Source organism: Bradyrhizobium genomosp. I (2014) (assembly GCF_000261685.1).
Lineage (GTDB): Bacteria > Pseudomonadota > Alphaproteobacteria > Rhizobiales > Xanthobacteraceae > Bradyrhizobium.
Genome location: NZ_AJQE01000044.1, coordinates 28,947 through 54,726, shown reverse-complemented (window position 1 = coordinate 54,726; position 25,780 = coordinate 28,947). Strand labels below are relative to the sequence as shown.

Here is a 25,780-nt window from a genome sequence, read left to right as displayed (position 1 = left end):
ATCTACGATGCGTCTCTATTTCGACTCTCGCACGCGGCCGATCGTGCGACCCGCGTCAGCAAGCTGCGCCCGCAGGTTGAGAGACGGCCCCGGGCAACGGTGTCATCCCGCGCGCGCTGACTCCCTTGCTCGATACGCGCGGGATACGTCGTTACCGACCTTATCCTGCCCATGCCTGATTGCGCCGTCACAAGGCAATCGACGGCGGCTGAGAGTTCGAGGAAGTGAATCGCAAGTACCTGCCGTGTCGCAATACAATCGGTCTGCTCGTCCTGGTTGTTCCGTGTGCGCGGAGGCATCGCTGGAATCGGAAGAAGGATGCGCCGGCTCGAACGAGCGGACCGGATACCGCGCTGCTCTAGCGCAGGAGCATGATCAGGATGATCAGGGGGATCGGGATTCCGACGAGCCAAAGAAGAATGGGCATGTGTTTTCCTTTCGCAGATTCAAGTACGACGTTTCCAAGTGCCGTCACGAAGGCCGCCGCCTTCTGTGGCTGCAAGGCTGGCGCAAAAAGCGCCCAGTAACAGCGACGCTGTGAGCCAGAAAGCGAGCGAGGCCGTTGCCTTCCGCGCAGTGTCCGCATCGGCCTTGACTTGCATGATGACGTCGTTAACGCGCTTCTCGGCATCGGGCTGGCCCAGCCCCGTCCGGGCAGCCACGACCTTGACCACATAGTCGCGATCCGGCCCCTTCAGTTCAGCCCCGTTGCGAAAACTACGGGTGAACAAACGGCTGATTTCGCCGCGGCTGTCAGCCGGATTAGTAGCGGACGCTTGCGCCGCAGGATCGGCGCGAAGAAGCGTATCGACGTAGCCGTCCATCGGACCGGCATTCTGGTTCGCGCCAGCGGTCGCTCCTTGGGTCACACCAGCAGCCGTGCTACCGAGAAAGCTCGTGGCCGGCGCTGCGAGCAAGGCGGCACCCAGAACCGAGGCCAAAGCCCATGCCACGAAACCATGAGCGGTGTCACGGAAATACACCTCGTCCGCATGTACGCCGGACCAACTGGAGCGAAGACGACCGGCAAGATAACCGCCGATCGAGGAAGCGATCATGGCGATGACGATGAGGTACAAGCCCGTCGTGATCTTGAAGGTCGTGGCCGAGACACCGACGCCATACCAAGGCGAAACCATACTGAGGCCAAGGCCGGTGCCAAAGGCAAGCAGAAGCAGTGTTATAGCGCACGCGGCGATCGCCCCGGCCACGATGGCTGGCCATGACACGCCCGAAAGGGCTGAGCCCGGCGAATCCCCCGGGGCAACGACAACGGTGTCGATCATGAATGTTCTCCTTGGGATGACGCCCTACACGTCATCTGGCGCAATAATGTGCACCTCTCACCAAGGTTCCAGGAACGCGCAACATTCCAGCCTTAGGAACGACAATTTTGCCTCAAGGTGGGCCACGATCGCGCCTTGACCGATCACCCTCAGAAGATGACGAGCGGCGGCGTCCCCAGTGCGCGCGAGGATCGCAAGTCGAAAAGCGCAAATAGGCCTTATGCACTGGGGAATGAACGAATCGCGACGCTCGCAACCAAAGCTCTCCGCCAGCTATTACGGTTTCAGCGCCTCGTTTCCAACTTGCCGGAACGACCATGAAGTTATGTCGTTCGATTGCCGAAGCATACCATCTCTCATGGACCAAAAGTGAGCATACTTCTCGTCGAGGACGACCCCCTAATCCGCGAGTTCGTCGTCGAGGCACTGCGTGAGGAAGGTTATCACGTGATCCACGTGAGCACCGGCGAGGAGGCCTTGGCTTGGTGCAACCGCCGCGTTGCGGATGTGCTGGTCACTGACATCAGGCTGCCAGGTGAGGTCGATGGGTGGCAGGTGGCGGAGCGCTACCGTGAGCAGGATCCAGAACTGCCTGTCATCTACGCGACCGGATTCTCACCCGTCACGCCGCGGCCCGTCTCCGGCGGCCGCATCGTACAAAAGCCTTTCCATCCGGAGGAGATCGCCCGGACCATTAGGGAGCTCCGAGAGAAAAAGAGTGCGCCGCCTGGTTAGTCTGTCATGGGCCCGGCGCACCCCGCGCCCTCTCGCCGCTCGACGAGAACCACAATTCTTCGGGCGGGAACGATAGCGTCAATGCAAACGCCCTGCTCGAAGTCGGTGCTATGGCCTGTTTTAGGTGGTCGAGCAGCCAGATCACTACTCCGATCACCTTAGCCGCGACTTAGGAGTGCGTCCGTTCCGAGCCCTTCGGCTTCTCCACCTCTTCGCTCCCGACAGAATCCGAATCGCCAGCAACCGGCAGCCGAACCGTGGCACGGAGCCCCGACCGGCCGGCGCCCGCGATGTTCTCGAGCGCAATTTCGCCGCCCAGGTTATCGACAATACGCTTCACGATAGACAGGCCAAGACCGGTTCCTTCTTCCTCTGGACGGGAGCCGCGGAAGAATGGCTCGAAGATTTGATCCATGTCGGCCGATGCGATGCCGGGGCCGGTATCCTCGACTTGCAGGATCCCTATGTCGTTCTCTCGATAAACACCAACATCTACTGTTCCATCTCGGGGCGTGAAGCGAATCGCGTTCTCAAGCAAATTGCGGAGGATCGCCGCGAGCATCGCTGCCTCGCTGTGCACCATGACAGGTTCGACAAGTGCGAAGCCGAGATGGATGCCTCGATCAGTCGCCTCAGCCACTAGATCAGCCGCGACCTCCTTTGCCACACGGTCCAATGACGCAAGAGGCATTTCGGCCGGGCCGGAGGGGGTTGCCTCATGCCGCGCCAGCGCAAGCAATTGCTCCAGGAGATGTTTGGTGCGGTGCATACCCTGCTTGAGCACGGCGGCGCGCTCTCGCGCAACCTTTGAAAGCGCGACTGAATCAAGGTTTTCCGCCTGCAGGCTGAGCGCGGTGATCGGCGTGCGCAGTTCATGCGCTGCATCGGCGAGGAAGCGCCGCTGCTGATCCATCAAGAGCCGCATTCGCTTAAGCAGTGCATTGATTGAGGCGATGAATGGCTGCAGCTCGCTCGGTGTACCCAAAAGCGGCAATGGGGTCATGTCATCGGCACGTCTTGCATCGAGATCACGGGCCAGCCGGGCCGTCGGCCGCAGCGAGTGCGCGACGACAAGCGCCGTGACCACCATCAGGCATGGAATCAGCGCGGCGATCGGAAGCAGCGTGCGAAGGGCGACGCCGCGCGCGGTTTCGTCCCGGACCGCCGTCAGCTGCGCAACGGCGAAACGGCTGCCGTCGGATCGCGTCTTCAGCAACACCCGGACCGGTTGATTCTTCCACGTCGCGACCTGAAGACCTTCCTGCAGGGTGAAGAGCTGGCGATCATCTCCCGAACCCCGCGGTGTCTTTCCCAACTCGATAAGCCAAACCTCAGTGTCTTCGTCGACGCCGTGAAGAGGCTGGCCGCCGCTGAAGCTGGCGTTTTGCGCCAAGCTTGCGAGCTGGATCAGGATCGAGTCCTGCAGTTCGATAGCCTCGCCGAACGCCCAGTTGTAGGCGAACATGGCGCCGATTGCTCCGGTCAGCAGGATCATTGCGGTCAGCCCGACGAAGAGACGTCCGCGCAGCGACTTGATCATGACGCGCCGTCCACCATCCACCCCACACCCCGCACGTTGCGAATCGCGGTAGCTCCAAGCTTCTTGCGGATAGTGTGGATCAGGTACTCAACGGCATTGCTCTCGACCTCTTCATTCCAGCCGTAAATCTGTCGTTCGAGCTCGCTGCGCGACAGGACAGTGCCAGGACGCGCGAGTAGCGCCTGCAGCAGCGCGAACTCGCGCGCCGTGAGCTGTGCGCCCTCGCCGAGAAACGACGCTTCTCGCGTCCCCGGGTCGAGACTGAGCTTTCCATTGCCGAGATGCGGTGGGGAGCCGCTGCCCTCGCGGCGGAGCACGGCGCGCATCCGCGCCAGCAGTTCGCGAATCTCAAATGGCTTCACCAGATAGTCGTCCGCGCCGAGATCGAGCCCGTCGATCCGGTCATCGACGCCATCCCGCGCGGTCACGATGATCACGGGGAGCCTGCGGCCCAGCGCACGCAGGCGCCGAAGCACCTCGCGGCCGTCAGCCCTCGGTAGTCCAAGATCGAGCAGGGCCAATTCGTAAGATTCGGTCTCTGCCGCGTGGAGTGCCATCTCTCCATCGGTGACCCAATCGACCGCATAGGCAGCGTCCTTGAGCGCCTGCTGCATCGCCGCGCCGATCATCCTGTCGTCCTCGATCAGCAAAACCCGCATGATGCTTTCCTCACCCGGGCAGACCTGCCCTCACGCGGGCAGACCTGCCCCATTCTTCTGCTCCAGACTTAGCGCAGACTTAGGGCGGCGTCGCGCTTCGGCCTGTCTTGGCAAAAAAACTAATTCTGCGGTGCAGAACAATCCTGTCCTAAGGCGCGCCTAAGTCCACCATGATCAAGCTCGGGCGTCGCCTTGAGGGCAACTTGTTTCGGAGGAGAACCACGTGTCCACGACTTGGCAATTGCCGCCGATGTTGAACAAGGTTCCTGAGATCACGCTCATCTTCTGGACCATCAAGATCCTCTCAACCACTGTCGGCGAGACCGGTGCCGATTATCTTGCGGTGCATGTCGGCCTCGGCGCCAACTTGACGATGGCGTGCATGGCTTCCCTGCTGATGGTCGCGCTGATCCTGCAGTTGCGTGCGCGCCGCTATGTCCCCTGGATCTACTGGCTCACCGTGGTTCTGGTCAGCATAGTCGGAACCCAGATCACCGATTTCATGAGCGACAGGCTCGAGATCAGCCTGTACGTGAGCACGGCGGCGTTCGCCGTTGCCCTCGCTGCAACCTTCGCGATCTGGTACGGCCTCGAGCGCACGCTCTCGATCCGCACCATCGTGACCACACGCCGCGAGCTGTTTTACTGGGCCGCCATTCTCTTCACCTTTGCGCTTGGCACCGCCGCCGGAGATTTCGCGACGGAAGCACTCGGCCTCGGCTTCCAGCTGGGTGTCATGGTGTTTGGTGTGCTGATCGCCTTCGTCGCCGTTTTCTATTCGCTCGGCATCAATCCGGTCCTGACCTTCTGGCTCGCCTACATTTTGACGCGGCCCCTTGGCGCTTCGCTCGGCGACTTGCTGTCGCAGTCTCGCCACTACGGTGGCGTCGGCCTCGGGACGATCCACACTAGCCTCGCCTTCCTGACGGTGATCGTCGCGCTGGTCGCCTGGGTAACGTTCGAAGGTGACCGGACTGAAAGCACCGACCCGGCGGAGTAGTCTGAGAAACCTACACCCGAATGCCCCAGGTGTGTCATGCGCGGGCGAACCATGAGGAGATGATGCATGAAACGAGTTCTTGTGGCAGCGGTGGTCGCCCTACTCACGTGGGGCATCGGCGCCCCGATGCACTCAAACGGGACGGTCTCCTTTTTTCCGCGTGCCGAAGCCGCGAGCTCAAAGCTCGGCGACCTCACGCCGTTCCGCACCATCGTTGCCGAGGTTTCCGCGCTGATTGACAAGGGCGACCTGGTTGCAGCCAAGAACCGCATCAGGGATCTCGAAGAGCGGTGGGATGAGGCCGAAGCCGCCTTGAAGCCGCGAGCAGCGGCCGACTGGCATGCGGTGGACAAAGCGATCGATCGTGCACTCGATGCGCTGCGCGCAGCTACGCCGGATGCAAGCAAATGCAAGCAGACGATTGCTGACCTCCTGTCCGTCATGGACTCGATCGGAAAATCCTGATCCGGCCACGGGTCCGTCGCCCGTGATCTGCGACATTGAACTTTTCAGGAAGTCGACCTCATGCGAGCAACGATGCGGATCCAGAGCCCTGAGTGCCGCGCTAGCCAAGCGATCGGCGAAGCGCGCCAAGCGACCTTCGCGTGCCTCCTCCTCGTTATGCGCAAGGAGCTAGGTGGGAGACACTCAAACCGCGTGAACGTCTGCGAGGAACACAATGCAAAATAAAAGCGAGATCCTAAGCAAAGTCCCGGAGCTGACGCTCGGCTTCTGGGTGATCAAGATTCTTGCCACGACGCTCGGGGAGACGGGCGGCGACTCGGTGACGATGACCTGGCTTCACGCGGACCAAAATGCTCACAATGGGGGCTACTTGATCGGCACCGCCATATTCCTTGCGATGTTCGTCGCGTCCCTGATTGCCCAAATCGGGATCAAAAGGTTCAATCCCTGGGTCTATTGGTTGGCCATCGTGGCCTCCACGACGGTAGGCACGGCAATGGCCGATTTTTTCGATCGATCATTGGGCATCGGCTATACAGGCGGCTCGTCGATCTTGTTGGCTTGCGTTTTATGCTCGCTCGCGGCCTGGTACTTCACTCTCGGCTCGATAAACGTACAGACGGTCGCAACGCCGAAAGTGGAAGTCTTCTATTGGGTCACAATTACGTTCTCGCAGACCCTAGGCACGGCACTTGGAGACTGGACGGCGGACAGCACCGGATTGGGATATGACGGAGGCGCGCTCGTGTTCTGTATAGGACTCGCCCTGCTCACAGCCTTGTACTATTGGACTGCAGTCTCACGCGTGTTCCTGTTCTGGACGGCTTTCATATTCACGCGACCGCTCGGCGCGACGGTCGGAGACCTTTTGGACAAACCGACGAGCCATGGCGGCCTGGCGCTGAGTCGCCCTTTGGCATCTGGAGTGATCCTCGCCGCGATCGTTGTCCTTATTCTGGTCTTGCCACAGAAGCCAGGACGGCACCCCGGATCCGATGTGGGGGTTGTGCAATGACAATCAGGTGGCGACCTCGCGCTGGTGAGGAGTTTCGCGCTGGACAACCCGGGCGAATTGTCGGGCAACAAATATCAATGTGATTCTCTAAGGCTGTTTGGCTTGGGTTCTGATCTGATCTCGAGGTACGATAGTCTGTTGTTTCGCTTATCATCGGATGCGAGGGGCGGCACCGCCGGCTGCGCCAGCACTATACATTCAATAGCGGAATGAACCGGCCGACGGCACCCGAGGCGATGTTAGAGTGGATTTCAACTGACCTTGCACTAGCTCATCCACGAAACGGGTCAAGACGCCCTCCAGATAGACTTCCTACCTGCGCCTTCTTGGCCATCCGGCAACGGGCCCGTCCACAAAGCTTGGGACGTTAACCCCACCCCGTCCCCGGCAGCCGTATCGTGACGAAGCCCTTCCATCCGGAGGAGATCGTTCGGATAGTACGGGAGCTCGGCCAGATGAAGGGGACGCCTTCTGCTTACTGCGCAAGATCGTGCGACCGGATTAAGAGTCTGCTCCGTCCGAGGAAGGATCGGGCAAGGAGCAGACTAACAACAACGTCGTTGCCGGCTCAAGGCCGAAGCCCTCACCGGGCCCCCGGAAGAATGGCTTGAAGGATCTGACCGATCTCGGCTGGCGTGATGCCGGAGCCCGTATCACGCGTGATCGCCCTTACCGCGGTCTTCAAATCGTTGGCGCCACAGATTTCGAGATCGTCATTGAGGGGAAGATCGATCGCCTCGGCGACGATCTGGCAGAAGGATGGCATTGAGGCTGACGCTCGCGCTGCCGCCAGCGTGTGGGTAGCGACGGCAGGGCCCTTGAGGCCCATGCGGCAGGCCGCCGGGAAAACAGTGGTCGGGCGCGCTCTGAAGGTCCGGGCGGCTCCGAAGCGAAGTCGGAGTTCGTTCCGAGTCAGAATGCTTGGCGCTGCTCACGAGTGCGCAGCTGCTCGGAATGCAGCTCCTGCTGCGCTCGTTTCACACCTGATCCCGTCAACTTGTAAACGACGTCCGGCAACGAAAGTGTCGTGCTTGCAACCCAACCAAGATCCTGAAGCCTTTCGTAGGGGCGATGATCAACGTTGCTATCTGCATGCACCGATTGGCCGCCGGCATAGATCCGCTTTAAGAGCTCGAGGTCCTCGACTGTGGGGTGCATCTGCCCTTCTCCAATGTGCTTAATTGTCCAATCGGTCACGAACCGTTGCCCTCAGTCGGCGAAGCTAAACGGTTTCGGAACAAGACGCATCCCCTTATCGAGGCGGCTTCGGTGCATCTTCACCTAAAGAGCCATGCCGCGGCTCGTCGCAGTGTTAGTTTTACTCGTGCTTAGGAATTCGTCACCTCTCGTCGAGGATCTTCCGGACCTTCTCAGCCAATGCGCGAAATGTAAACGGTTTGCTCAACAAATTAACGCCCGCGTCGAGACGCCCGTCGTGGACTATCGCATTGCGTGTGTAACCTGTCGTGAACAGGATCTTGATCTTAGGGTGCAGCCTGCGGGCGTGATCGGCGACGTTTTTCCCGTGGAGCCTGTCTGGCAGTACAACATCGGTAAAAAGAAGATCGAGCGGCCGAGAGGTTTCGAGAAAAGCTATAGCCGATTTCGCATCGGCCGCTTCAAACACCTGGTATCCGAGGTCGCGGAGAACTCCGCATGAATAGGCGCGCAAGTCGTCATGGTCTTCGACGACTAGGATCGCCTCGTTGCCACCTAGCATCGTTGCGGCCGGCGGGAGACGGGTTACCTGCTGATCGGCGTCTGTCTGGGATCGAGGAAGGTAGATTTTGACTGCCGTGCCCTGGCCCGGTTCGCTGTAAATCCTGATATGCCCTCCCGTTTGTCGAACGAAGCCGTAAACTTGACTCAACCCTAGTCCGGTCCCTTTTCCGACCTCCTTCGTCGTGAAAAATGGCTCGAATACTCGGTCAACCGTGGCCCTATCCATTCCGATTCCAGTGTCCGTGACCGCCACCAAAACGTATTGGCCGGGAGGGACAGGCTCTGGCAGCGCAGCAACATAATCGTCGTCCAACCAAGTATTTCCAGTTTCGATTGTTAGCCGCCCTCCTTCTGGCATTGCATCTCTGGCATTGACCGCGAGATTCAAAATCGCATGCTCCAGTTCCGAAGCGTCAGCGAAGGCGCTCCACAATCCGGCGTTACCTACAACCTCCACCCGGATCCGCTCTCCGAGTGTGCTATCAAGTAGCTCCCTCATGCCGGCCAGCAAGTGATCGACATTGATCGACTTCGGATCGAGCGGTTGGCGGCGCGAAAATGCGAGCAATCTCGCGGTAAGCGTCGCCGCTCGCTGAGCTGCGTGATGCGCCATTGCCTGGGCGCGCATGACGCGGGCAAACTGTGCCACATCGGACATGCCTCCTATCTGCCGTCCAATCGTCTCGAGGCCTCCCATTATGACCGTGAGCAGGTTATTGAAGTCGTGAGCAACCCCGCCAGTAAGTTGTCCGATAGCCTCGAGCTTCTGGGCCTGGTGTAGCGCAGCTTCCGCCTCATTCCGACGCGCGACTTCTTCCGCGACACGCTGCTCAAGGGTGGCATTTAGCTGCTGCAGTCTCAGAGACGCGGCGGATACATCTTTGCGCGCGCCATCCAGCGCTTTGGCGAGATTAGTGGCGTGAATCGCGACCTCCTGGGCGGAGCGTTCGCGGGCCAGCGCTATTTGAACCCTTGCTTCGCTCTTCAGTAGTTCGATCAACAACGGCAATGCCGGTTCGAGGTCGCCCCACCGGACGCGCAAATGTTGCCCCACAAAGACAAAGATAGCCCCATGGGCCGAATGCGAGACGGCAGGAATGAGCGTATCGGGATCAGGAAACGCCACCTCCCCGGCAAACTCGGAGCTGCGCGAGGCCTGCTTCAGAAATGCTCGCCAAGACGGCCCACCAGGCAGACGCTGATTGAACCCTTGAGCGGGCGTAAAACTTCCCGTTTCTTCATCTTTTAAGAAGACGATAAACGCTTCGCCTCCCATATCCCTAGCCAATCGAGCCGAGGCTTCCGGCCTAGCTTCAGGATTGGCAAACTCGCTTAGCCGCTGGGCTCCATCGTTCAACTGATTTACTCGGGAAATACGCAGACGACCGCGGTGCAGTTGTGAAACCCACTGAACTGGCCTTCCGCTCGCGCGATCTGACCGTGAGTGTTGCAGCCCGTAAGCGGAACGTCGGAAAATCTATCTTGCAGGCTGGAAAGCTCTGAGGCGAACTCGTCTCCCATTCGCAGCCTCGTAGCAACGCAATCAAAGAAAAGGGCACCGGCGGGAGAGCCGCCTAGCGCAGCCAAGGCAGCATCTGCAGCATCTTTCGCAGCAGAGACAGCAGATGCCGTACTAGTCCTCATGATCCTTAGAACGGACCCCCTCGGAACCTCAGCGGCGCATACAACTGCACCGTCTGCATCGACGGCGAGAGGCACCCGCAACCTATGGTCGGGCCCCGCTTCTATTCCAATGATATTATGCAGAAAGAAGGGTAAAGGATTTTCGCGATCCAAGGTTTGCCCGAGTTGTTCCGCGTGATCTTCGAACGCTTCAATGGCAGGAAAGCCATTCAGGCTGATCACTCGCATTCCTTCACTTGCCGTTACGCGATACGCCTTTGAAGCAGCAGTCCAACCGTGACTAACCCCAACTCCCACGGGCTTCGAAGAAAGAATTTCCAGGGCGACGGCTGCGTCCGACAAAACGTCTTCACCACAAAAGACGGTGGTCTTCTGGAACTGCGCGTTGTCTCCGGCGCCGCCGCCAAAAAACTGATATTGTCCCGCCGTAGCTAATGTCAGTTGATCCACCAAGATATCGGCGTGTCCGGCTAACGCGTCAGCCATTACCAGAGCTGATCGAAACGGAAAGCGGCTGGGCGGTGTGTCTATGAAGCCCGAAACTATCTCTTGAGCAGCTTTAGCTGCGTCCCGCGAGAGGTTACGGCCGAAACTGCTTGAAAAGATGACGTCGTCTCCAACCAAACCCATCGCGCAAGCTAAGCCTTGACCGCTCGTTACATTGGTAAACTCACCTGCAGACGAAGCGCCCACAACGATCGTGTCCGGCAACCTGCTCCTAATGGACGAAAGCATGGCCTGATGATCATGCTGGGGGGCTGCAAAAACAACCAAAGCTCCCGGCGGCTTTTCTAATGCCTTTTGCACTTCAGCCGCCAAGTACTCGCCCGCAGCCGCGCTATCCTGCAAATCGGTTGAAACTACTGATACCTTCATACTACCCCCAAATCAGGCAAAAGAACCCGCCCTCAACGCGCTGACTGAAAGATGGTTCCATCCAGTTCGACGCCGCCACTGTCCGGCCGTGACAGCAGACACCTGGGCCGAATTGAAGGGCGCTCTAAGTGCAACGGGCTCCAGCGGCACCTTCTCTATACAATAGGTTCACGTCACCGGTTGTCGTCCCAAAGAGGTCGACAGCGGTGTCCCGGGTTCGTCGGTGCCTGCGTTCATCGTCAACCAACCTCGCGCTGATGTCTTTTTTCGCGGACCAGCACAGCGCCATGGCGGGACAAGACTTCAAGCGGCTGTTCGCCAGCTAGCGTTCCTGGGAAGGCGCGGTCGACGTTGCCCGCTAACAGGCTGTTTTTCCATCCAGGACCCGCCGTCTAAAGAGCGGGCTAGCGTCTCCTAGAAGGAACTACCAAGCGTCGATTCGGTTGTGCTCGTTTTCCGGACAAGAAAGGGAAGGATCATGGACCGCGAACATGTGAAAGGCGCCGCCGACAAGGCCAAAGGCGCGATCAAGGAGGGGGCTGGCAAACTCACAGGAGACAAGGACCTGCAAGCTGAAGGCAAGATGGATAAAGCCAAAGGGGCCGCCCATAATGCTGCGGGAGACGTGAAGGACGCCGTACGAGACGCCGCTGACGCCCTCAAAAAATAGATACAAGAAGGAAGACCTGCAACTAGCCGCCGCAGAGCGGCTTTTTCTTTCTCAGGTTTGCGGGCCTGCAGGCTCGGGGGCTCCCCTCCAAGACGCAAAACTTCATCGTGGCCGTGGCAGGCGCCTTTGCCAGCGATATTAAGGCCGTGGAACTCGCAGGCGCGGTGGCCGTTTCATGGCCCGCGGCAGCAGTAGCGAGGAGTGCACGTGAACCGACGCCAGCTTGTTCGAGGGTCGGCAATGCTGCCGGCGCTGCTGCTCGCCTCGCGCAACGGCTTCGCCGCTGCGTCGGACGACACGTTCGGCCCGTCCACTGTCAGGGATCTGGCTCGCGCGCTGGCAACCAGGCCGTTCGAGGCGCCGGACGAGAAACTGCCCGGCGGGTTGAAGGACCTGGACTACGATCAGTACCGTTCGATCCGATTTTTGCCCGAGCGTGCGCTCTGGCGCGGCAAGAATCTTCCGTTCGAGGCGCAGTTCTTCCATCGCGGCTTCTTCTACAAGAACAGAGTGTCCATTTTCGAGGTCGCGGACGGAAAGGCCTCCGAGCTCAAGTACCGCAAGGCGGACTTCTCCTTCGGCGAGAAGGTCCCGGCGTTTGATGACGTCGATCTCGGGTTCGCCGGCTTTCGCATCCACGCGCCCATGAACCGTCCCGACTATTACGACGAGGTCTGCGTCTTCCTCGGCGCGAGCTATTTCCGCGCGGTGGCCAAGGGACAGACATATGGGCTTTCCGCCCGAGGACTCTCGATCGATACCGGCGAAGCCAAGGGGGAGGAATTTCCTCTGTTCAAGGCGTTCTGGCTCGAGCGGCCGGCGCCCGGTGCGACATCGCTGGTGATCCATGCCCTGCTCGACAGCAAGAGCTGCGCGGCGAGCTACCGGTTCACGGCGCGGCCCGGGGAAACGACGGTCTTCGACGTCGAAATGTCGGTCTACCCGCGCGTCGAGATGCCGCGGGCCGGGCTAGCGCCCATGACCAGCATGTTCTTCTTCGGTCCGAACGACCGCAACGACATCGACGATTTCCGCCCCTCAGTCCACGATTCCGACGGCCTTGCGATCTTCAACGGGAAGGGCGAAAGCCTCTGGCGGCCGCTGAGCAATCCGCGAGACCTCCAGATCAGCACGTTCCAGGATCTCAATCCGCGGGGCTTCGGCTTGATGCAGCGGGAGAGAAACTTCTTCGCCTACCAGGACATCGAGTCCAGCTTCGAGAAACGTCCCAGTCTCTGGATGGAGCCGATCGGTGATTGGGGCGAAGGCGGTGTCACGCTCTTCGAGATCCCGACGAAGGAGGAGGTTCACGACAACATCGCTGCATTTTGGCGGCCGAAGAATCCGCTGCAGGCCAAAGGTGAACACATCTACACTTATCGGCTGCATTGGGGGCCGGATAGCCCGAAGCCGCATTCGCTGGCCCGTTTCACGCGAAGCGGTATCGGCGCGAGGGGTGAGGACGCCCGCCTCTTCGTCCTCGATCTGGTCGGCGACAACCTGAAGGGCATCGATCCGGTAGGCGTCAAAGGCGTCGTGACGGCAGAGAAGTCCGAGGTGAAGAACATCGTCACGCAGCCCAATCCCTACACCGGCGGTTGGCGGTTGAACTTCCAGTGCCAGGTGAAGGGAGAGCCGATCGAGCTGCGGGCGTTTCTGACCGAAGGCGACAAGCCGTTGTCGGAAGTCTGGGTCTACCGATGGGCACCCTGAAAGCGGCGCCCCGCCCGGTTGCCGGCGATCTCGCGACGCAGCGCTTGCTGCCGCGCGAGTCGCCCCTCCCGATGGCTCCCGGCGACCTAGGAAAGAAAGGGGTACCCGATCGCGTTCCCGCGCCGGCTGCACCCGCGATGGCCTGGCGACGCGGCCTCATCCTGCTCGCGACGGCGGCGCTCACGGGTGCCGGCGGCTATGAGATGTATCGCGTGCTGGAGGTCGGGGGCGTCACCGTCCTCGAAGCCATGGTGCTGGCGCTCTTCCTGGTCCTGCTGGCTTGGGTCGCCTTTTCGTTCGCATCCGCGCTGGCCGGCTTCTTCGTGCTGCTGGCTCATCGTTCGGGCGCCTTCGCGCCGGACGCGGAGCTGCCTGCGATCGCAAGCCGTACCGCCATGCTGCTGCCCACCTACAACGAAGACCCCCACCGATTGACGGCCCGGCTGCGCGCGATCATCGAGTCGTTGGAAGCGACGGCCCATGGAGGGCTGTTCGACTGGTACGTTCTGAGCGACAGCACCGATCCGGACATCTGGGTCGCAGAAGAAAAGGCGCTGCTGGCATTGCGACAGGCCGTCGGCATATCGGGGCTGTACTATCGTCACCGCGCCGACAACACGGCGCGCAAAGCCGGCAACATCTCGGAGTGGATCACGCGGTTCGGCGCCGTCTACGACTTCATGATCGTGCTCGACGCAGACAGTCTCATGAGCGGGCAGACAATCGTCCGATTGGTCCATGCGATCGAGACCAACCCCACGGCCGGGCTCGTCCAGTCGCTTCCCCTGATCGTCAATGCGCGAAGTCTGTTCAGCCGCGTTCAGCAATTCGCGGGACGGTTATACGGACCGATGATCGCCGCCGGCGTCGCCTGGTGGCACGGCTCCGAGGGCAATTACTGGGGCCACAACGCGATCATCCGGGTGAAGGCGTTCGCCGAAGCGGCGGCGCTGCCGCAGCTGCAGGGGCCCAAGCCGTTCGGCGGGCACATCCTCAGCCACGATTTCGTCGAGGCCGCGCTGATGCGGCGCGCCGGGTGGGGCATCTACATGCTGCCAATGCTCGGCGGAAGCTACGAAGAGGTGCCGCCTTCGCTGCTTGATTTCGCCGCGCGCGACCGGCGCTGGTGCCAGGGCAATCTTCAGCATCTCGCTGTGGTGCCTGCACGCGGTCTCCATTGGCTGTCCCGCCTGCATTTCATGGTAGGCATCGGGGCCTATCTGACGGCACCGCTGTGGCTGCTGTTCCTGCTGCTGGGGATGCTGATCTCGCTGCAGGCCCGCTTCGTGCGCCCGGAGTATTTTCCCAAGGGTTTCTCGCTATTTCCGACCTGGCCGGCTCAGGATCCGGTGCTCGCCACTTGGGTGTTCGTCGCCACGATGGGACTGCTTCTGTTGCCGAAGCTGCTCAGCCTGCTCCTTGTCTGGATACGGCGCTCGGAGCGACGCCAATTCGGCGGAGCGTTGCGAACCTCGGCTGGCGTGCTCGCAGAGATCGTCCTGTCGGCGTTGATGGCGCCGGTGATGATGATCTTTCAGTCGATCGCGGTCGTCGAGATCCTGGCCGGGCGCGATGCTGGCTGGCAGACGCAAAGGCGGGACGACGGCACGGTGGAGCGCCGCGAGCTCTATCAGAAGTACGGCGTCCCGACCTTGTGCGGCGTTGCGATGGCCGCGAGCGCCTATGCCGTTTCGTTGCCACTTTTGCTCTGGATGGCGCCGGTGATCGTCGGGGAAAATGGCCTGCCGCTCAAGTCATTCCTGCACGCAATCGATTCGCGCATCCACTTGAGGGACCCCGAATACCTCCACCAGCGGTCCCTGGATCGCAAGCCGGTCACTGTCGACGGCCCGTTTCCTTTTCCGTGTCGGGCTTGGTGATGTGCGCGGCGCCGGCGACGCGTCGCGTGATCGAGTCGCGGACCGCAAACAGCTGGCGATAGAAGGCCGCGGCTTTGGCCTCCGACAGCCCCCGCCTGGCGACGATGAGATGGCTGACGCTAATGGTGTCGAATTTGTCCTCCGGCCAGGCCGGATTAGCGTTGAAGACGCTTCCAGGAATTCCTCGGCTTCGTATCGCGGTTGCCTCAGGGCGATGGCCTCGGATGCATCGACCGGAAGAAACTTCGGGGCTCCGCGCGATCGCGAGGTCGCGGCGATTGCGTCGGCAGTGATCCTGCTGTCGAGCAGACCGACCGCGAGATAGGCGTCGAGCGTGGTATCCTGCGCGAGCTTCTCGATCTGGTCGGTCCCGAATTGGACCGTCGTCACCTTGTCCGGATCCACGCCCGAGCCGACCAGAACGGTGCGCAGGAGCGCCAGATTGGCGCCGGTCCTTCCGATGATGCCGACCTTGTGGCCAGCGAGATCGGCGATCTCTCCGATCGTCCCCTTCGGCTTCTTCCGGGATTCCTTGCCCGGCCGTCCGGATGGCGTCCACAGGACGACGTAGTTCTTCCGCAGCACGGCCAACATCTGCGCGTCTGACGGCATGCTCAGGTCGCCGCGACCGACCGCGAGTTCGGCCTTGCCGGCGCCCAGCAGAGCGAGCGACTCGGCCGCGCCTTCGGTCGTGATGGGGGATAGCCTGACCGACCTGCTCTCATCGGCGAAGGCCTCGGCCATCGCCTCCACCACCTGTTGGTCGTCACTCCCCGCGGGGCCGACCGCGATCCGAAGGGTCTCGGGCTGCAAGATATAGTAGAGAGCGGCGGCGGCAGCAGCGAAGACGATGAATCCCAGCGCCAGCACCACCAGCAGCCTTCGTTGACGTCCGTTGTGCGCGATCTGGGCGGGGTCAGACGGGGTCATCGGCAGAACCTCCGCCACCAAACGAGTGGCGCTGGGATCGGTTCACGCGCCGCTTTTATTTTCCTGCCGAGCTTCCCTGATTGCCTCGGTCATATCCAGATGCTGCCTCTCAGGGATTGAATCGGCGACCGGGCGAGGCACGGACCGAAATTTCGCGCCTGGATCGGAGAGCGAACGCCTCGCCCGCGTTCGCCCTCCGTAATGGTTCAGTTACTTCTTTTCCGGCACCCAGGTGGTGCTGGCCCGATCGTACTTGAAGCCCGGGGCGCTCTTCAGGGCGTCCTTGGTTTCGTCAAGCGTCAGCCACCACTTGTCGTTCTTCTTGGCGGTCTTGACCGCGGTGAACGGCACGATAACGTCCTTCTCACCCGCGCCCAGGAATCCGCCGACCCCGACGACGAGCCCGGTGATCTTGCCCGTTTTGTCGACGAGGACATCGTCGATGTCGCCGATCTTGCTCTCCTTCGGATCGTACACGGCCTGCTTGTAGTAGTTCGTCACAGTCCAGCTTTCCGTCGGCGCCGCGGTCAGCACGGTGGTGGCGGCGAAGGCCCCGGTCGCCGTCGCCGCGGCCAGCAGACATCCGATTGCAAGATTCTTCTTCATGTCCGAACTCCTCGTTTCATATCGGATCCATCCAACGGGATAAAAGGCAAATGTTCCGATGTTGGAACGCGCTGAGCGCCGTGCAGCAAGGCGTGGAGGTTGCGCGAAGGGACCGCTGTTTATTGCGCGGTCAGTGCAGGTCGATCTCGACCGCCACTCTGACAAGGTCCGAGTGGCTTTTGGCGCCCAGCTTGGCCTTGAGCGCGGAAGTCACGTTCGCGACGGTCTTGTAGGAGATTCCGAGTTCGGACGCCACTTCCGCTATCCGGTCACCCCTTCCCAGCAGCCTGAGTATCTCGAGCTCGCGTGCGCTCATCCGTGTCAACGGGCTGGCTTTGATCTCGGCGCCGGCGAAGGTCGTCGCTTCGGCCAGGCGAGGCGAGACGAAGCGCCCGCCCGCTGCAACCTTCCGTATCGCCTCGGCCAGGAGCTTGGGATCGTCGCTCTTCGACACGTATCCTTGGATGCCCATCTCGACGGCGCGCGCCACGAAGGCCGGGTCGTCGCTCACGCTGAGCAGAACGATCCGCGCGGCGGGATCGTCCTTGCGGATCCGGCGCGTCAGTTCGAAGCCCGTCAAGTCCGGAAGCCTGAGGTCTACGACGGTCACGTCCGGATGCTGCTGCAGGTACGCCTGATGACCCGTCTTCGCGTCGAAGGCCTCCTCGATTTCGACGGAACGGTCCGATGCGAACAGTGCACGGCATCCCGTCACGACGACAGGATGGTCGTCGACGACCAGCACCCGCACCACCGATTTTGTTTTATCCCGCACCGACGATCCTCGATTCACGCGACAGGAACGCCGGGCACGCGCCATTGGTTCGGTATCGCCCCAACGGAAAACGAGCGAAGCGCTCGAAGAGCGCAACTTGCTGAAACATCCGGATGGCTCCTTCTTCCCACCGCTGCCGCATATGCCGACGCTGCGGGCAAATGCATACGCCGGGAAAAATAGGCAATGGACATGTCATAAAGGCGGAACCTTGCCACCATCCGCGTGTTTTCGCATGCCGCATGTTGCGGAGAGGGAGGCATTCATGAAGAAGCTGATGCTGACGTGCGCGGTTGCCGCGCTGATCTCGACGGGCGCGATGGCACAGTCTACGGTCGTCACCACGACCGGCACGGGTCACACCGCCACGGTCCAGATCGAGCCCGAATACCGCACGAAGATCCGCACCTACGTGACCGAACACAAGATCCGCCCGGTGGAGACCCGCGAGAGGATCGTCGTCGGCCAGCCAGTGCCGCGCGAGGTGGAGCTCGAGGCCGTGCCCGCCGATTGGGGTCCCTCGCTCACCCGGTATCGCTACGTCTACTCGGGCGAACGTGTGATGCTGGTCGACCCGTCGACCCGCACGGTCGTTCAGGAAATCGACTGAGTTCTTTCGGGGCGAGTCGCCGAACGGCGGCCCGCCCCGACGTCAATCCGGCGCCCGCCGAGTGTTGATTCCTTCCCCGCGAGCGGCCGTCTATGCCCATCATCCGATACTTCGTCTTCGTCGGCGCGCTGCTGCTGGCGTTGCTCTTCGCCGCCGACAGATACCTGCCGGCTCCCGTCGAACGCGCGGCGGCGAACGACCCGGACAGAACCATCATCCGGATCGCCTCGGCGAGAAGACTTCCCGACAAGATCGTCTTCGATACGCAGCCGCGGTCCGACCTTCCAGCCGTCGCGCAGGCCGATCCGGCGGCTGAACGGTCGCAGCAGGATGTGCGAGAAGCCATGGCCGCCGTGCCCGCAGCGCCTCTTCCGGCGTCGAAGATAGATCAGCCGACCCGCGTCTCCGCAGCGCGCCGTCCGCACCCCAAGCGCGCGGCTAAACTGTCGCAAAGAGTACCCGAGCGGCAGCTTGCTTTCGAGCGGCACGGCCCATCGCCGGCCGAGTGGTGGTGAGTAAAAACAATAAGGCCGCGCCTTCCGGAGCGCGGCCTCTTACGCGTCGGACCGACAGATCTACCAGTGGTGACGATGCCAGCGATGCCGAACCACCGGATAGGATCCACCATAATAGGCGTAGGCGGGTCGCACGACGCGCCGATAGCGGTAGCCGTAGGAGACAGGAGCGCTGTAGTAGGTGCTCGCGTAGCCGCCGCCCCAGCGATAAGGTTCGTCGTACCCGTAGTCGAAGGCGTACGGGGCGCCGTAATAGCCGGCACCGTAGTAGCCGGGACCGCCGTAATATCCGTAGCCTGGGCCCCAGCCGTACGCCGAAGACGCAAGCCCGCCAATGACGGCACCTGCGACCAGGCCGCCGGCGATGCCCGGGCCCCAGCCCCCGCCCCATAGGCGTTAAGTTTATTCTTGAGTGTTGGAATCACACGTGATTCCAAGGGGCATGGCAGACGAATCGCTTCTGAACGAGGACTGGACGAGAGTGGTTGCGCAGCTGGGTGGGGCTGAGCAGCTTGAGATGAGTGCGCGCCAGAGGAAGGCTTTCGTGCGGCGGCGCCAAATTCCAGACGCGGTGGCGTTGCTTCGGCTGATGCTGGCCTATTGTCTAGGGGAAAGAGGATTGAGATCGACAGCCGCGTGGGCGGCTTCTGTTGGCCTTGCGGACCTCAGCAGTGTGGCGTTGTTCTATCGCCTGCGTCAATGTGGCGATTGGTTTGCAGTGCTGGTGGAGAGCTTGCTCGCTGCGGCAGCCCCGAAGGCGAGCCGAGGCCGCCTGATCCGGATCGTCGATGCGACGACAGTACCTCAGGCCGGGCCGACTGCCCGCAGGGGCAGTGAGCTTTGGCGGCTTCATAGTGCATTTGATCTGCCATGTGAGCGCTTTGGTCACTTCGAGCTAACGGATCAGCAAGAGGGCGAAACGTTTGACCGGATACCGGTAGTCAAGAACGAGATCCGCATTGCTGACCGCGCTTATCTGCAACCTGACCGCATCGCGGCTGTCCGCGCGGCCGGTGCAGACGTTCTGATCCGAGCAGGCTGGAGGAACGCGCGCTGGCTTGATGCCCAAGGCCTTCCGTTCGATCTGATGGCTCAATTGCGTGCGGCAAAGGCGCGTGGACTGATCGATCGGAGGATTTGGATCAAACGCAAGGACGGTGCGCCTCTGGCTATGCGTCTGGTTGCGGTCAAGAAGCCCACCGGTGCGGCCGCGGCTTCGCGTCGGAAAGCCCGGCGAGACGCACAAGACGAAAACCGCATCATCTCCAAAGGAACTCTGGAAGCCGCGGATTGGGTCATTCTGGTCACGTCGCTCGCACGGGACGAGTTCTCCGCCAAGGATGTGCTTGCACTCTATCGATTGCGATGGCGGATCGAACTTGGCTTCAAGCGCCTGAAAAGCCTGATTGGTCTCAAGACACCGCCTGGAACTGATCAGCGTTCGGCCAAGCCCTACCTGCTGGCTCACCTCTTGATTATCCTGCTGCTCGAGCCGCTTGTCCGCGACTTCGAGGACTCTCCCGACTGGACGCAGGCCGCCTGACGACACCTGGCGGTTGGCGCATCTTGCAACAACTCGTTGCATCCTTGCTGCAAGCAATCATTCCACAACCAACCATCCGCCGTTTGCGCCGCAGTAAACGAGCGCTTGGCCGGCACCTGCGCGAGCCTCCCCGAAAACGTCAGTATCAATCCATGCTTGCGCTACCTTAACGCCTATGAGCCCCCGCCCCGCCAGCGAGCTTCGGCGGGAGACGTCGTGGCCACCGAAGCCAGACCAAGGGCGCCGACCATGAGCGCGGACATTGCAATCTTCTTCATCGGAATTCCTTTCTCATTGCACGCCCCGTCCGCTAACGGGAAAACTAGGCAATAGTTGCTGTGGCTGCGGCATTCGACAAGGCAGGACACCGGGTGTGAACTTCCAGGTCACGGTGCTCAAGATCCTCGTCAGCTATCCCGACGGGTTCGCCGTCATGGCGGATCTCAAGCGGGACATGGCCATCCTGGCCACCAGCGGCCGCGAGTGGGCGGACAGGACCAAGCGCCTTGCCGTGCGCGTCCCCGATCTCGACCTTTTCTCGCAGGGACTCGTCGAGCGTTTGAACGGCGGATGGCGGATCACCGACAAGGGACGCGCCGTGCTCGACTTCATGGAAGCAAGGCCTGTCGAGGCCCAACCGCAGCTAGGCGCTTCCGCCGCAATCCCCGCATCCGAGGAAGGTCACTCCAAGGCTTCTAGCCTGGACGAGGGTCGCCCGAAACAGGCGCCTGCAGCGGCGACGGGCGGCACGTGCGAGAGCAAGGACGAAGGCTTGACACTCCCCGCGGACCGATCGGGAAAAACTGGAAACTTTCGCGTGTGCGTCGAGTTTGCGTCGGATGGAAATGCCTGCGGCCGGAGCGCGAAGATGTTCGACGACGGAATTTTGAAGACGGCCGCAGAGACCGCATGGACGGTGTACCGGTCGCGTCACCCCGACATCGATGCGCGAGATGACCGGCGTTGCCTGCTGCAGCGTCATCTGCGGAGGAGATGGGAAGAGCGACGAAGCGATACCGAAGAACTCGCGAGCTTCGGAATAGCGTATCTCGACCGGCTTCCTAGAGAGGGATGCTGACGCGGCTCAAGACGTTCGTTGTTCGGGTAGCTCGCGGAAGCACCAGGCCCTACTGGACTTTGCTCGCGATCTCCTGTCTCGCTTCCGCCGCCATCGTCATGGCGCTGCGCTTCGTGGTCGAGGGCTAAAAAGGTAGACGCGTCCACCCAAAGAAAACGGCCCGCCGGGGTTTTCCGGGACGGGCCGCTCCGTACGTCAATCGGTTCAGTGCATGTGAACCAGAAAGTATCCGGCGCCGCCGACGAAGATGACTGCGGGCACGGCCCACAACAAGATGACGGGCATGACGTTCTACTCCATTCCTCGATTTCTATCGGAAGGACCTCGCGGCCCCTCGGTTACTGCTCGGTGCAGACCTTCGTGGTCTTCACGGCGGATTCCGCCTCGACCTTGGTTTTGTACACGCCGTCGCCCACGATCGTGGTGGTGGTCGTGGTCGGCTTGCTGTCGACGACCGTGCACTTCTTCGTGGTCGCGTCGCGCACGATGTAGAACTCCGCGGCGCTCGCGGCCTGGGTGCCAAGGGCGAAAGCGGCGAGAGCGCCGCACACGATCAGTTTCTTCATGATGTCCTCCTCAAGCAGTTTGCAAGTCACTGCTAACAAGGGGGTTCGACCGAAGTTCCACTTATTCCCGAACGCAGCGCGCTTCCGAACGGGGGCGTTTAGATAGCCTGCTTACCCCTAACGACTACCTGAAATCGCGAACTGGCCAGCTTGTCTGGCGGCACCACCACCGGCGCGAACTCCGTGTCCTGTCGTTGGGCGCGCTTGCAATTGGGACAGACGAAGAGGTGCGCGATCATCGTCGAGGGAGTGTCCCGAACGAGTTCGGGCCGAAACCATCTCATGTCTACACGGCAATTCGGACAGGTCGGATTGCCGGCCTCCGCCAGGGAGTTCTTTAGTCGTTTCATCGGCCGCCCCAGCGCTTTGTGTTGGTGAGTCGTAGCAGTTCGAACATGACGCGAAAGTAGATACACGGACCACGATGTCAGGGGAATCGTGTAGGAGCCGCCGCTTTCGATCACGATCGGGCGCGTATCGCCGGCGACGCCATCTTGATTAACGCGTGCGGTGCCGCGAAGCAGCATGTCCGGTCCTCAGGGAAATCGCAAGCCGCGATCGTTCCGAATTGCCGGGTTTTCCCGATTCGGAACCGAAGGCATCCACGAGGGTTGATCGGCGTCCACATTTGGGAGGTTTCAGATGAACAAGCGTTTATTCTTGGCTACGACCGCTGCGATCGCCATCGCCACGTCGGCGTTCGCGCAGTCTTCTCCGAGCACGTCGAGCTCCACTCCGTCCGCGACGCAGCAACAGAAGGACTCCACGTCGACGCCGTCCTCTTCGACTTCGACACCCTCGACTTCGTCGGGCTCGGCTCAGACCAATCCCTCGGCCAACTCGGCTCAGACGCAGTCTCCATCGTCGACGGGCCAGACCGCCGGTAGCCAGCCTTCCAATTCCGGGACCGGCACCAACACCACGCAGGCACCCGCCTCCAGCAATTCGACCAACCAGGCCCAGTCCAATCAGCCGTCGAACCAGTCCACGACGCCGTCCAACCAGGCTCAGACCAATTCGCCGTCGAGCACCAACAGCCAGACGCAGAGCTCCAACCCGCCCGCCTCAGGAACTAACCAGGCGCAGTCGCCGACGGGTAGCGGTTCGACCAATACGGCCCAGCAGCCGACCAACCAACAGAACACGGCCGATCGTTCGTCGAACACCAACGTGAACGCGTCCGTGAACATCAACGATCAGCAGCGGACCCGTATCAGCGCATCGGTCTCGCACCTCAACGTGCAGCCGTTGACCAACGTGAACTTCTCGCTATCTGTGGGCACCGTCGTCCCGCGGGACGTCCGCCTGCAGCCGCTGCCGGCCGAGGTCGTCGAGATCGTGCCGCAATACCGCGGCTACGACTTCGTCCTGGTGAAGGACGAAATCGTGATCGTCGAGCCCTCGACCTACAAGATCGTGACCGTCCTGCCGTACTCCGGTCGCTCAACGGCCTCGGCCCCGGCGCGCACGGAGCAGCGCAAGGTCAGCTTCAGCGATCGCGACCGTGAGGTGATCCGCAAGCACGCCAAGGCGCGCCCGGTCGAACGCGAGAAGCAGGTGACAACCGGCAGCAGCGTCCGGACCGAGATCCGAACCGGGGAGCGCGTGCCGGAGGGCTTGGAGATCGAGGCCTTCCCGGAGGAGGTCTATCGGGATGCTCCGACGCTTCGCGAGTACCGGTACATTAACCGCGACAGCCGCACCTACATCGTCGAACCTCGTGAACGTCGCGTCATCGAGGAGATCGATTGATCTAGCAGCTGAAGGAGAAGAACCATGAAGACCATCGTGCTAGGAGCGCTTACGGCGACCCTGATGGCGGCGTCCGCGAATGCCGCACCGCTCGCGCCTGCGGCCATCGCATCGGCGGAGCTTGGCGGTTTCGAGCAGGTCCGCCTCGTCTGTGACGAGTACGGCCGCTGCTACCGGACCCGTGGCCCGCGCTACGTCCAGCGCTACTACGACGGCGACGACGGCTACGTCGTCCACCGAAGCTACGGCTACTACGGCGGACCCGGCTACTACGACCGCGGCTACGGCTACTACGGCGGCGGGCCGAGCATCGGTTTCAGTTTCGGCACCCGAAGCTGGTAACTCCCGGAAGGGCCGCTCTCCGGGCGGCCCCTTCGACGTCACGATCGCTTTCGCGGAGAAGAGAGATTGTCTGCTGTTGCGAAGCTCCTGAATCAGAAGGAGCAGCTGCTCGCGCGTCTCGACGACGATCCGGGCCCGAACGAGCGCGCCGAAATCCAGGCGTTGCTGGCCAAGATCGAGACGGCGCTGAAGTTGCTGGGCAGCCAGGACTCCCCTGCTGCCGCGGCCGTCGAGTAGCGCTCCGCGAGCGATTTTCCTCAGTGCTCCCAGATCCAGAGATAAAGGCCCCAGCTCTGGGGGCTAGGGGGGCGTGAGCTGGGGCCAGTACGGGGTTCGCCCCTGGGGTAGGGGCATCGAGAAAACTTGGCACTTACGCCTTCGTTCCTGCGCAGGGAAATTTGATCTGCGCGCATCGCCTGCAAGAAACGGTGAAAGCGACATGCACGGCTAAGCCGAGGACGTCGCCTTGGCCTGACCGAGCTCCTCCACTAATCGAACGATCTCTTCCGGACAAAAGGTTTTCTGAACAATGCGGCTGCCGGAGACGGGACGTGGCGGGACGGGTGAGAAGCCAGTCGCGTAGATGACCGGCAAATTGGACACTGCTCCCGATAGCGTTCCGCGATCTGCCATCCATCGATCTGTCCGGGTAGCCTCACGTCGGGGATCAGCACATCCGCGACGCGGCATTCTTACCAGGCGAGCGCTTCCTCTCCCGTGGTCGCATGGATCACATGATAGCCGGCCTCGCGCAGGGCATCTGCGACGAATTCCTGTATCAGAGGATCGTCCTCGACGAGAACAACGCTCACTGGTGGCTCTTCGGGATCGCTTCCCCTCTCTCTGGTTAGTCTCCGCTGGCGGAAAGCGTGGTGTCAGCAGACCACGTCTCTGGCTTCGCTATCCTGCGGCGCCGTCCTGCAAAAATGTTCTGGCTTGGCGAATCCAACAATGAAGCTAAGCTTTGCTATACCCAGTTGCCAGCGGTTTACAATGCCACCCGGCTCCCGCCACTCCCAGGTTGACGGGATTTCTTTCAGACCGATGAAGGAATGAGGCCGCGGCAGAGGTTGCCACGGCCTCGGATTTTCAAAATGGTCCCGGTGAAAAAAATCTACGTGGATTATGAACCAGCCCGGGGCCGCCTAACAAAGCATTTCTCTGTTTCAAGTGTACTTCGTTGGAAGAAAATGCTGCATCGTGAAGGGACTTACGCGGCGTCCCGCGCTGCCAAGCCTGAGGATTGGAACTCTGATTCGAGCAACCCAGTAGTCGGAGCATACGATGCTCATTCTGTCCGACGATGCCGAACATCGTGCACGATTGATCGAGAGCATTCGGCGTCGCATGGACGAAGAAGTTGAAGAAGTCGCTCTGAGCGTCTGCCAAGGTAGGACTGCCGATCGTGCATTCCGCCGGAGCTCGGAGGCCTTTCCGTCCGCGACCTCGAAAATGGACACTCTGTTCTTGTAGAAGAAGCCGCGATGGAAGAACTGCGCCTCGAACGGAAGATTCTTGCCGCGCCAGAGCGCACGCTCAGGCAAGAATCGGATCGAACGGTACTGATCGTAGTCCAGGTGCTTCAGCCCGCCCGGCAGTTTCTCGTCCGGCGGCTCGAACGGCTTGCTCGCAATCGTGCGGGCCAAGTCTCTAACCGTGGACGGGCCGAACGCGTTGTCAGGCGCCGCGGCGGGGAAGCCGATCAAGAATGCAAGAGCGGTGCCTCCCTCGCTCTCGCAAGTATCTTTGTGCTCGCTGGAGTTGAGGCCCTCTAGTCGCTGCTCGTAAGGGGGTTCAGTCCGCAACAATGGAACCAACAGAGTTCCCGAGAATTAAGTTTCGCTACCGGGGAAGACCT

The 25,780-nt window shown here is 61.3% G+C and carries 25 protein-coding genes and 3 pseudogenes; 16 read left to right on the top strand and 12 right to left on the bottom strand.

What is annotated here, in order from left to right; genetic code table 11:
- Window positions 1-446 precede the first annotated feature (446 nt).
- Window positions 447-1,286, bottom strand: a complete 840-nt coding sequence (locus IC50_RS04990; protein WP_035701148.1) for a hypothetical protein — start codon at window positions 1,284-1,286, stop codon at window positions 447-449.
- A 369-nt stretch (window positions 1,287-1,655) separates the two neighbouring features.
- On the opposite strand from IC50_RS04990, the gene IC50_RS04985 reads away from it, so the two are divergent.
- Entirely contained in the window at window positions 1,656-2,021 is a 366-nt protein-coding gene (locus IC50_RS04985) for a response regulator transcription factor (RefSeq protein WP_050990898.1), read from the top strand.
- Between the two features lie 169 nt (window positions 2,022-2,190).
- Here the strand turns inward: IC50_RS04985 and IC50_RS04980 are convergent, their stop codons facing one another.
- The gene (locus IC50_RS04980; protein WP_063826449.1) at window positions 2,191-3,561 is read right to left on the bottom strand and encodes a sensor histidine kinase; all 1,371 of its coding nucleotides are present in this window, start codon (window positions 3,559-3,561) and stop codon (window positions 2,191-2,193) included.
- Window positions 3,558-4,220 carry a response regulator transcription factor gene (locus IC50_RS04975; protein ID WP_035701146.1) on the bottom strand — a complete coding sequence of 221 codons (663 nt, stop codon included), beginning with the start codon at window positions 4,218-4,220 and terminating at the stop codon, window positions 3,558-3,560. The genes IC50_RS04980 and IC50_RS04975 overlap by 4 nt, the downstream gene beginning before the upstream one ends.
- Before the next feature lie 250 nt (window positions 4,221-4,470).
- Between IC50_RS04975 and IC50_RS04970 the strand changes: the two genes are divergently transcribed.
- From IC50_RS04970 to IC50_RS41110, 4 genes are all read left to right on the top strand, one after another.
- The gene (locus tag IC50_RS04970; protein WP_035701144.1) at window positions 4,471-5,220 is read left to right on the top strand and encodes a COG4705 family protein; all 750 of its coding nucleotides are present in this window, start codon (window positions 4,471-4,473) and stop codon (window positions 5,218-5,220) included.
- A gap of 66 nt (window positions 5,221-5,286) precedes the next feature.
- On the top strand, window positions 5,287-5,685 hold the full coding sequence (locus IC50_RS04965; protein WP_035701143.1) for a hypothetical protein: 399 nt from the start codon (window positions 5,287-5,289) through the stop codon (window positions 5,683-5,685).
- Window positions 5,686-5,899: 214 nt separating this feature from the next.
- A complete protein-coding gene (locus IC50_RS04960; protein WP_035701140.1) occupies window positions 5,900-6,700 on the top strand; it encodes a COG4705 family protein in 801 nt (266 codons plus the stop codon).
- Between the two features lie 607 nt (window positions 6,701-7,307).
- Window positions 7,308-7,469: a hypothetical protein gene (locus IC50_RS41110; protein WP_157460864.1), complete on the top strand. Its 162-nt coding sequence runs from the start codon at window positions 7,308-7,310 to the stop codon at window positions 7,467-7,469.
- A 143-nt stretch (window positions 7,470-7,612) separates the two neighbouring features.
- Here IC50_RS41110 and IC50_RS04950 read toward each other — a convergent pair whose 3' ends face one another.
- From IC50_RS04950 to IC50_RS04940, 3 genes are all read right to left on the bottom strand, one after another.
- Complete coding sequence (locus tag IC50_RS04950) at window positions 7,613-7,858, bottom strand: hypothetical protein (RefSeq protein WP_035701134.1); 246 nt, start codon at window positions 7,856-7,858, stop codon at window positions 7,613-7,615.
- A 181-nt stretch (window positions 7,859-8,039) separates the two neighbouring features.
- Window positions 8,040-9,779: an ATP-binding protein gene (locus IC50_RS41105; protein WP_157460862.1), complete on the bottom strand. Its 1,740-nt coding sequence runs from the start codon at window positions 9,777-9,779 to the stop codon at window positions 8,040-8,042.
- A 5-nt stretch (window positions 9,780-9,784) separates the two neighbouring features.
- Window positions 9,785-10,942 (bottom strand): FIST signal transduction protein, encoded by a 1,158-nt coding sequence (locus tag IC50_RS04940; protein ID WP_035701132.1) that lies wholly within the window; start codon window positions 10,940-10,942, stop codon window positions 9,785-9,787.
- 478 nt (window positions 10,943-11,420) lie between these two features.
- Between IC50_RS04940 and IC50_RS04935 the strand changes: the two genes are divergently transcribed.
- The 3 genes from IC50_RS04935 to mdoH all read left to right on the top strand — a co-directional run bounded on the left by IC50_RS04935 (window position 11,421) and on the right by mdoH (window position 15,205).
- Window positions 11,421-11,612 carry a CsbD family protein gene (locus IC50_RS04935; protein ID WP_035701129.1) on the top strand — a complete coding sequence of 64 codons (192 nt, stop codon included), beginning with the start codon at window positions 11,421-11,423 and terminating at the stop codon, window positions 11,610-11,612.
- A gap of 207 nt (window positions 11,613-11,819) precedes the next feature.
- A complete protein-coding gene (locus IC50_RS04930; protein WP_035701127.1) occupies window positions 11,820-13,325 on the top strand; it encodes a glucan biosynthesis protein G in 1,506 nt (501 codons plus the stop codon).
- Window positions 13,313-15,205, top strand: a complete 1,893-nt coding sequence (gene mdoH / locus IC50_RS04925) for a glucans biosynthesis glucosyltransferase MdoH (protein ID WP_081492355.1) — start codon at window positions 13,313-13,315, stop codon at window positions 15,203-15,205. Before IC50_RS04930 ends, mdoH begins: the two co-directional genes overlap by 13 nt.
- On the opposite strand, the pseudogene IC50_RS04920 reads toward mdoH, so the two are convergent.
- From IC50_RS04920 to IC50_RS04910, 3 genes and pseudogenes are all read right to left on the bottom strand, one after another.
- Window positions 15,177-16,135 (bottom strand): annotated as a pseudogene (locus IC50_RS04920) (ABC transporter substrate-binding protein); the annotation flags it as partial. The gene mdoH and the pseudogene IC50_RS04920 overlap by 29 nt on opposite strands.
- A 210-nt stretch (window positions 16,136-16,345) precedes the next feature.
- Window positions 16,346-16,741, bottom strand: coding sequence for a PRC-barrel domain-containing protein (locus tag IC50_RS04915; RefSeq protein ID WP_035701125.1), 396 nt, complete (start codon window positions 16,739-16,741; stop codon window positions 16,346-16,348).
- Window positions 16,742-16,871: 130 nt separating this feature from the next.
- A complete protein-coding gene (locus IC50_RS04910) occupies window positions 16,872-17,492 on the bottom strand; it encodes a response regulator transcription factor (protein WP_035701285.1) in 621 nt (206 codons plus the stop codon).
- A gap of 289 nt (window positions 17,493-17,781) precedes the next feature.
- Between IC50_RS04910 and IC50_RS04905 the strand changes: the two genes are divergently transcribed.
- The 5 genes and pseudogenes from IC50_RS04905 (at window position 17,782) to IC50_RS43665 (ending at window position 21,390) form a co-directional block, all read left to right on the top strand.
- Entirely contained in the window at window positions 17,782-18,126 is a 345-nt protein-coding gene (locus tag IC50_RS04905) for a DUF1236 domain-containing protein (protein WP_035701282.1), read from the top strand.
- A 92-nt stretch (window positions 18,127-18,218) separates the two neighbouring features.
- Entirely contained in the window at window positions 18,219-18,641 is a 423-nt protein-coding gene (locus IC50_RS04900) for a hypothetical protein (protein WP_035701122.1), read from the top strand.
- A gap of 442 nt (window positions 18,642-19,083) precedes the next feature.
- On the top strand, window positions 19,084-20,184 hold the full coding sequence (locus tag IC50_RS04895; RefSeq protein ID WP_035701120.1) for an IS4 family transposase: 1,101 nt from the start codon (window positions 19,084-19,086) through the stop codon (window positions 20,182-20,184).
- Window positions 20,185-20,557: 373 nt separating this feature from the next.
- Window positions 20,558-20,816 (top strand): annotated as a pseudogene (locus IC50_RS44000) (hypothetical protein); the annotation flags it as partial.
- A 439-nt stretch (window positions 20,817-21,255) separates the two neighbouring features.
- Window positions 21,256-21,390, top strand: a complete 135-nt coding sequence (locus IC50_RS43665) for a hypothetical protein (protein WP_277996242.1) — start codon at window positions 21,256-21,258, stop codon at window positions 21,388-21,390.
- Window positions 21,391-21,600: 210 nt separating this feature from the next.
- On the opposite strand, the gene IC50_RS04885 is transcribed toward IC50_RS43665, so the two are convergent.
- Together IC50_RS04885 and IC50_RS42950 are read right to left on the bottom strand one after the other, a co-directional pair.
- Complete coding sequence (locus IC50_RS04885) at window positions 21,601-21,828, bottom strand: hypothetical protein (RefSeq protein WP_035701277.1); 228 nt, start codon at window positions 21,826-21,828, stop codon at window positions 21,601-21,603.
- Between the two features lie 98 nt (window positions 21,829-21,926).
- Window positions 21,927-22,355: a hypothetical protein gene (locus tag IC50_RS42950; protein WP_244429540.1), complete on the bottom strand. Its 429-nt coding sequence runs from the start codon at window positions 22,353-22,355 to the stop codon at window positions 21,927-21,929.
- A gap of 115 nt (window positions 22,356-22,470) precedes the next feature.
- Here IC50_RS42950 and IC50_RS04875 point away from each other — a divergent pair, with 115 nt between their 5' ends.
- The 3 genes from IC50_RS04875 (at window position 22,471) to IC50_RS42350 (ending at window position 24,159) form a co-directional block, all read left to right on the top strand.
- On the top strand, window positions 22,471-23,580 hold the full coding sequence (locus IC50_RS04875; RefSeq protein ID WP_050990896.1) for a DUF1236 domain-containing protein: 1,110 nt from the start codon (window positions 22,471-22,473) through the stop codon (window positions 23,578-23,580).
- 24 nt (window positions 23,581-23,604) lie between these two features.
- Window positions 23,605-23,922 carry a hypothetical protein gene (locus tag IC50_RS04870; protein ID WP_035701117.1) on the top strand — a complete coding sequence of 106 codons (318 nt, stop codon included), beginning with the start codon at window positions 23,605-23,607 and terminating at the stop codon, window positions 23,920-23,922.
- Window positions 23,923-23,988: 66 nt separating this feature from the next.
- Window positions 23,989-24,159, top strand: coding sequence for a hypothetical protein (locus IC50_RS42350; protein WP_193374085.1), 171 nt, complete (start codon window positions 23,989-23,991; stop codon window positions 24,157-24,159).
- A gap of 1,178 nt (window positions 24,160-25,337) precedes the next feature.
- Here IC50_RS42350 and IC50_RS40065 read toward each other — a convergent pair.
- Window positions 25,338-25,628 (bottom strand): annotated as a pseudogene (locus tag IC50_RS40065) (glucan biosynthesis protein); the annotation flags it as partial.
- Window positions 25,629-25,780: the final 152 nt, after the last annotated feature.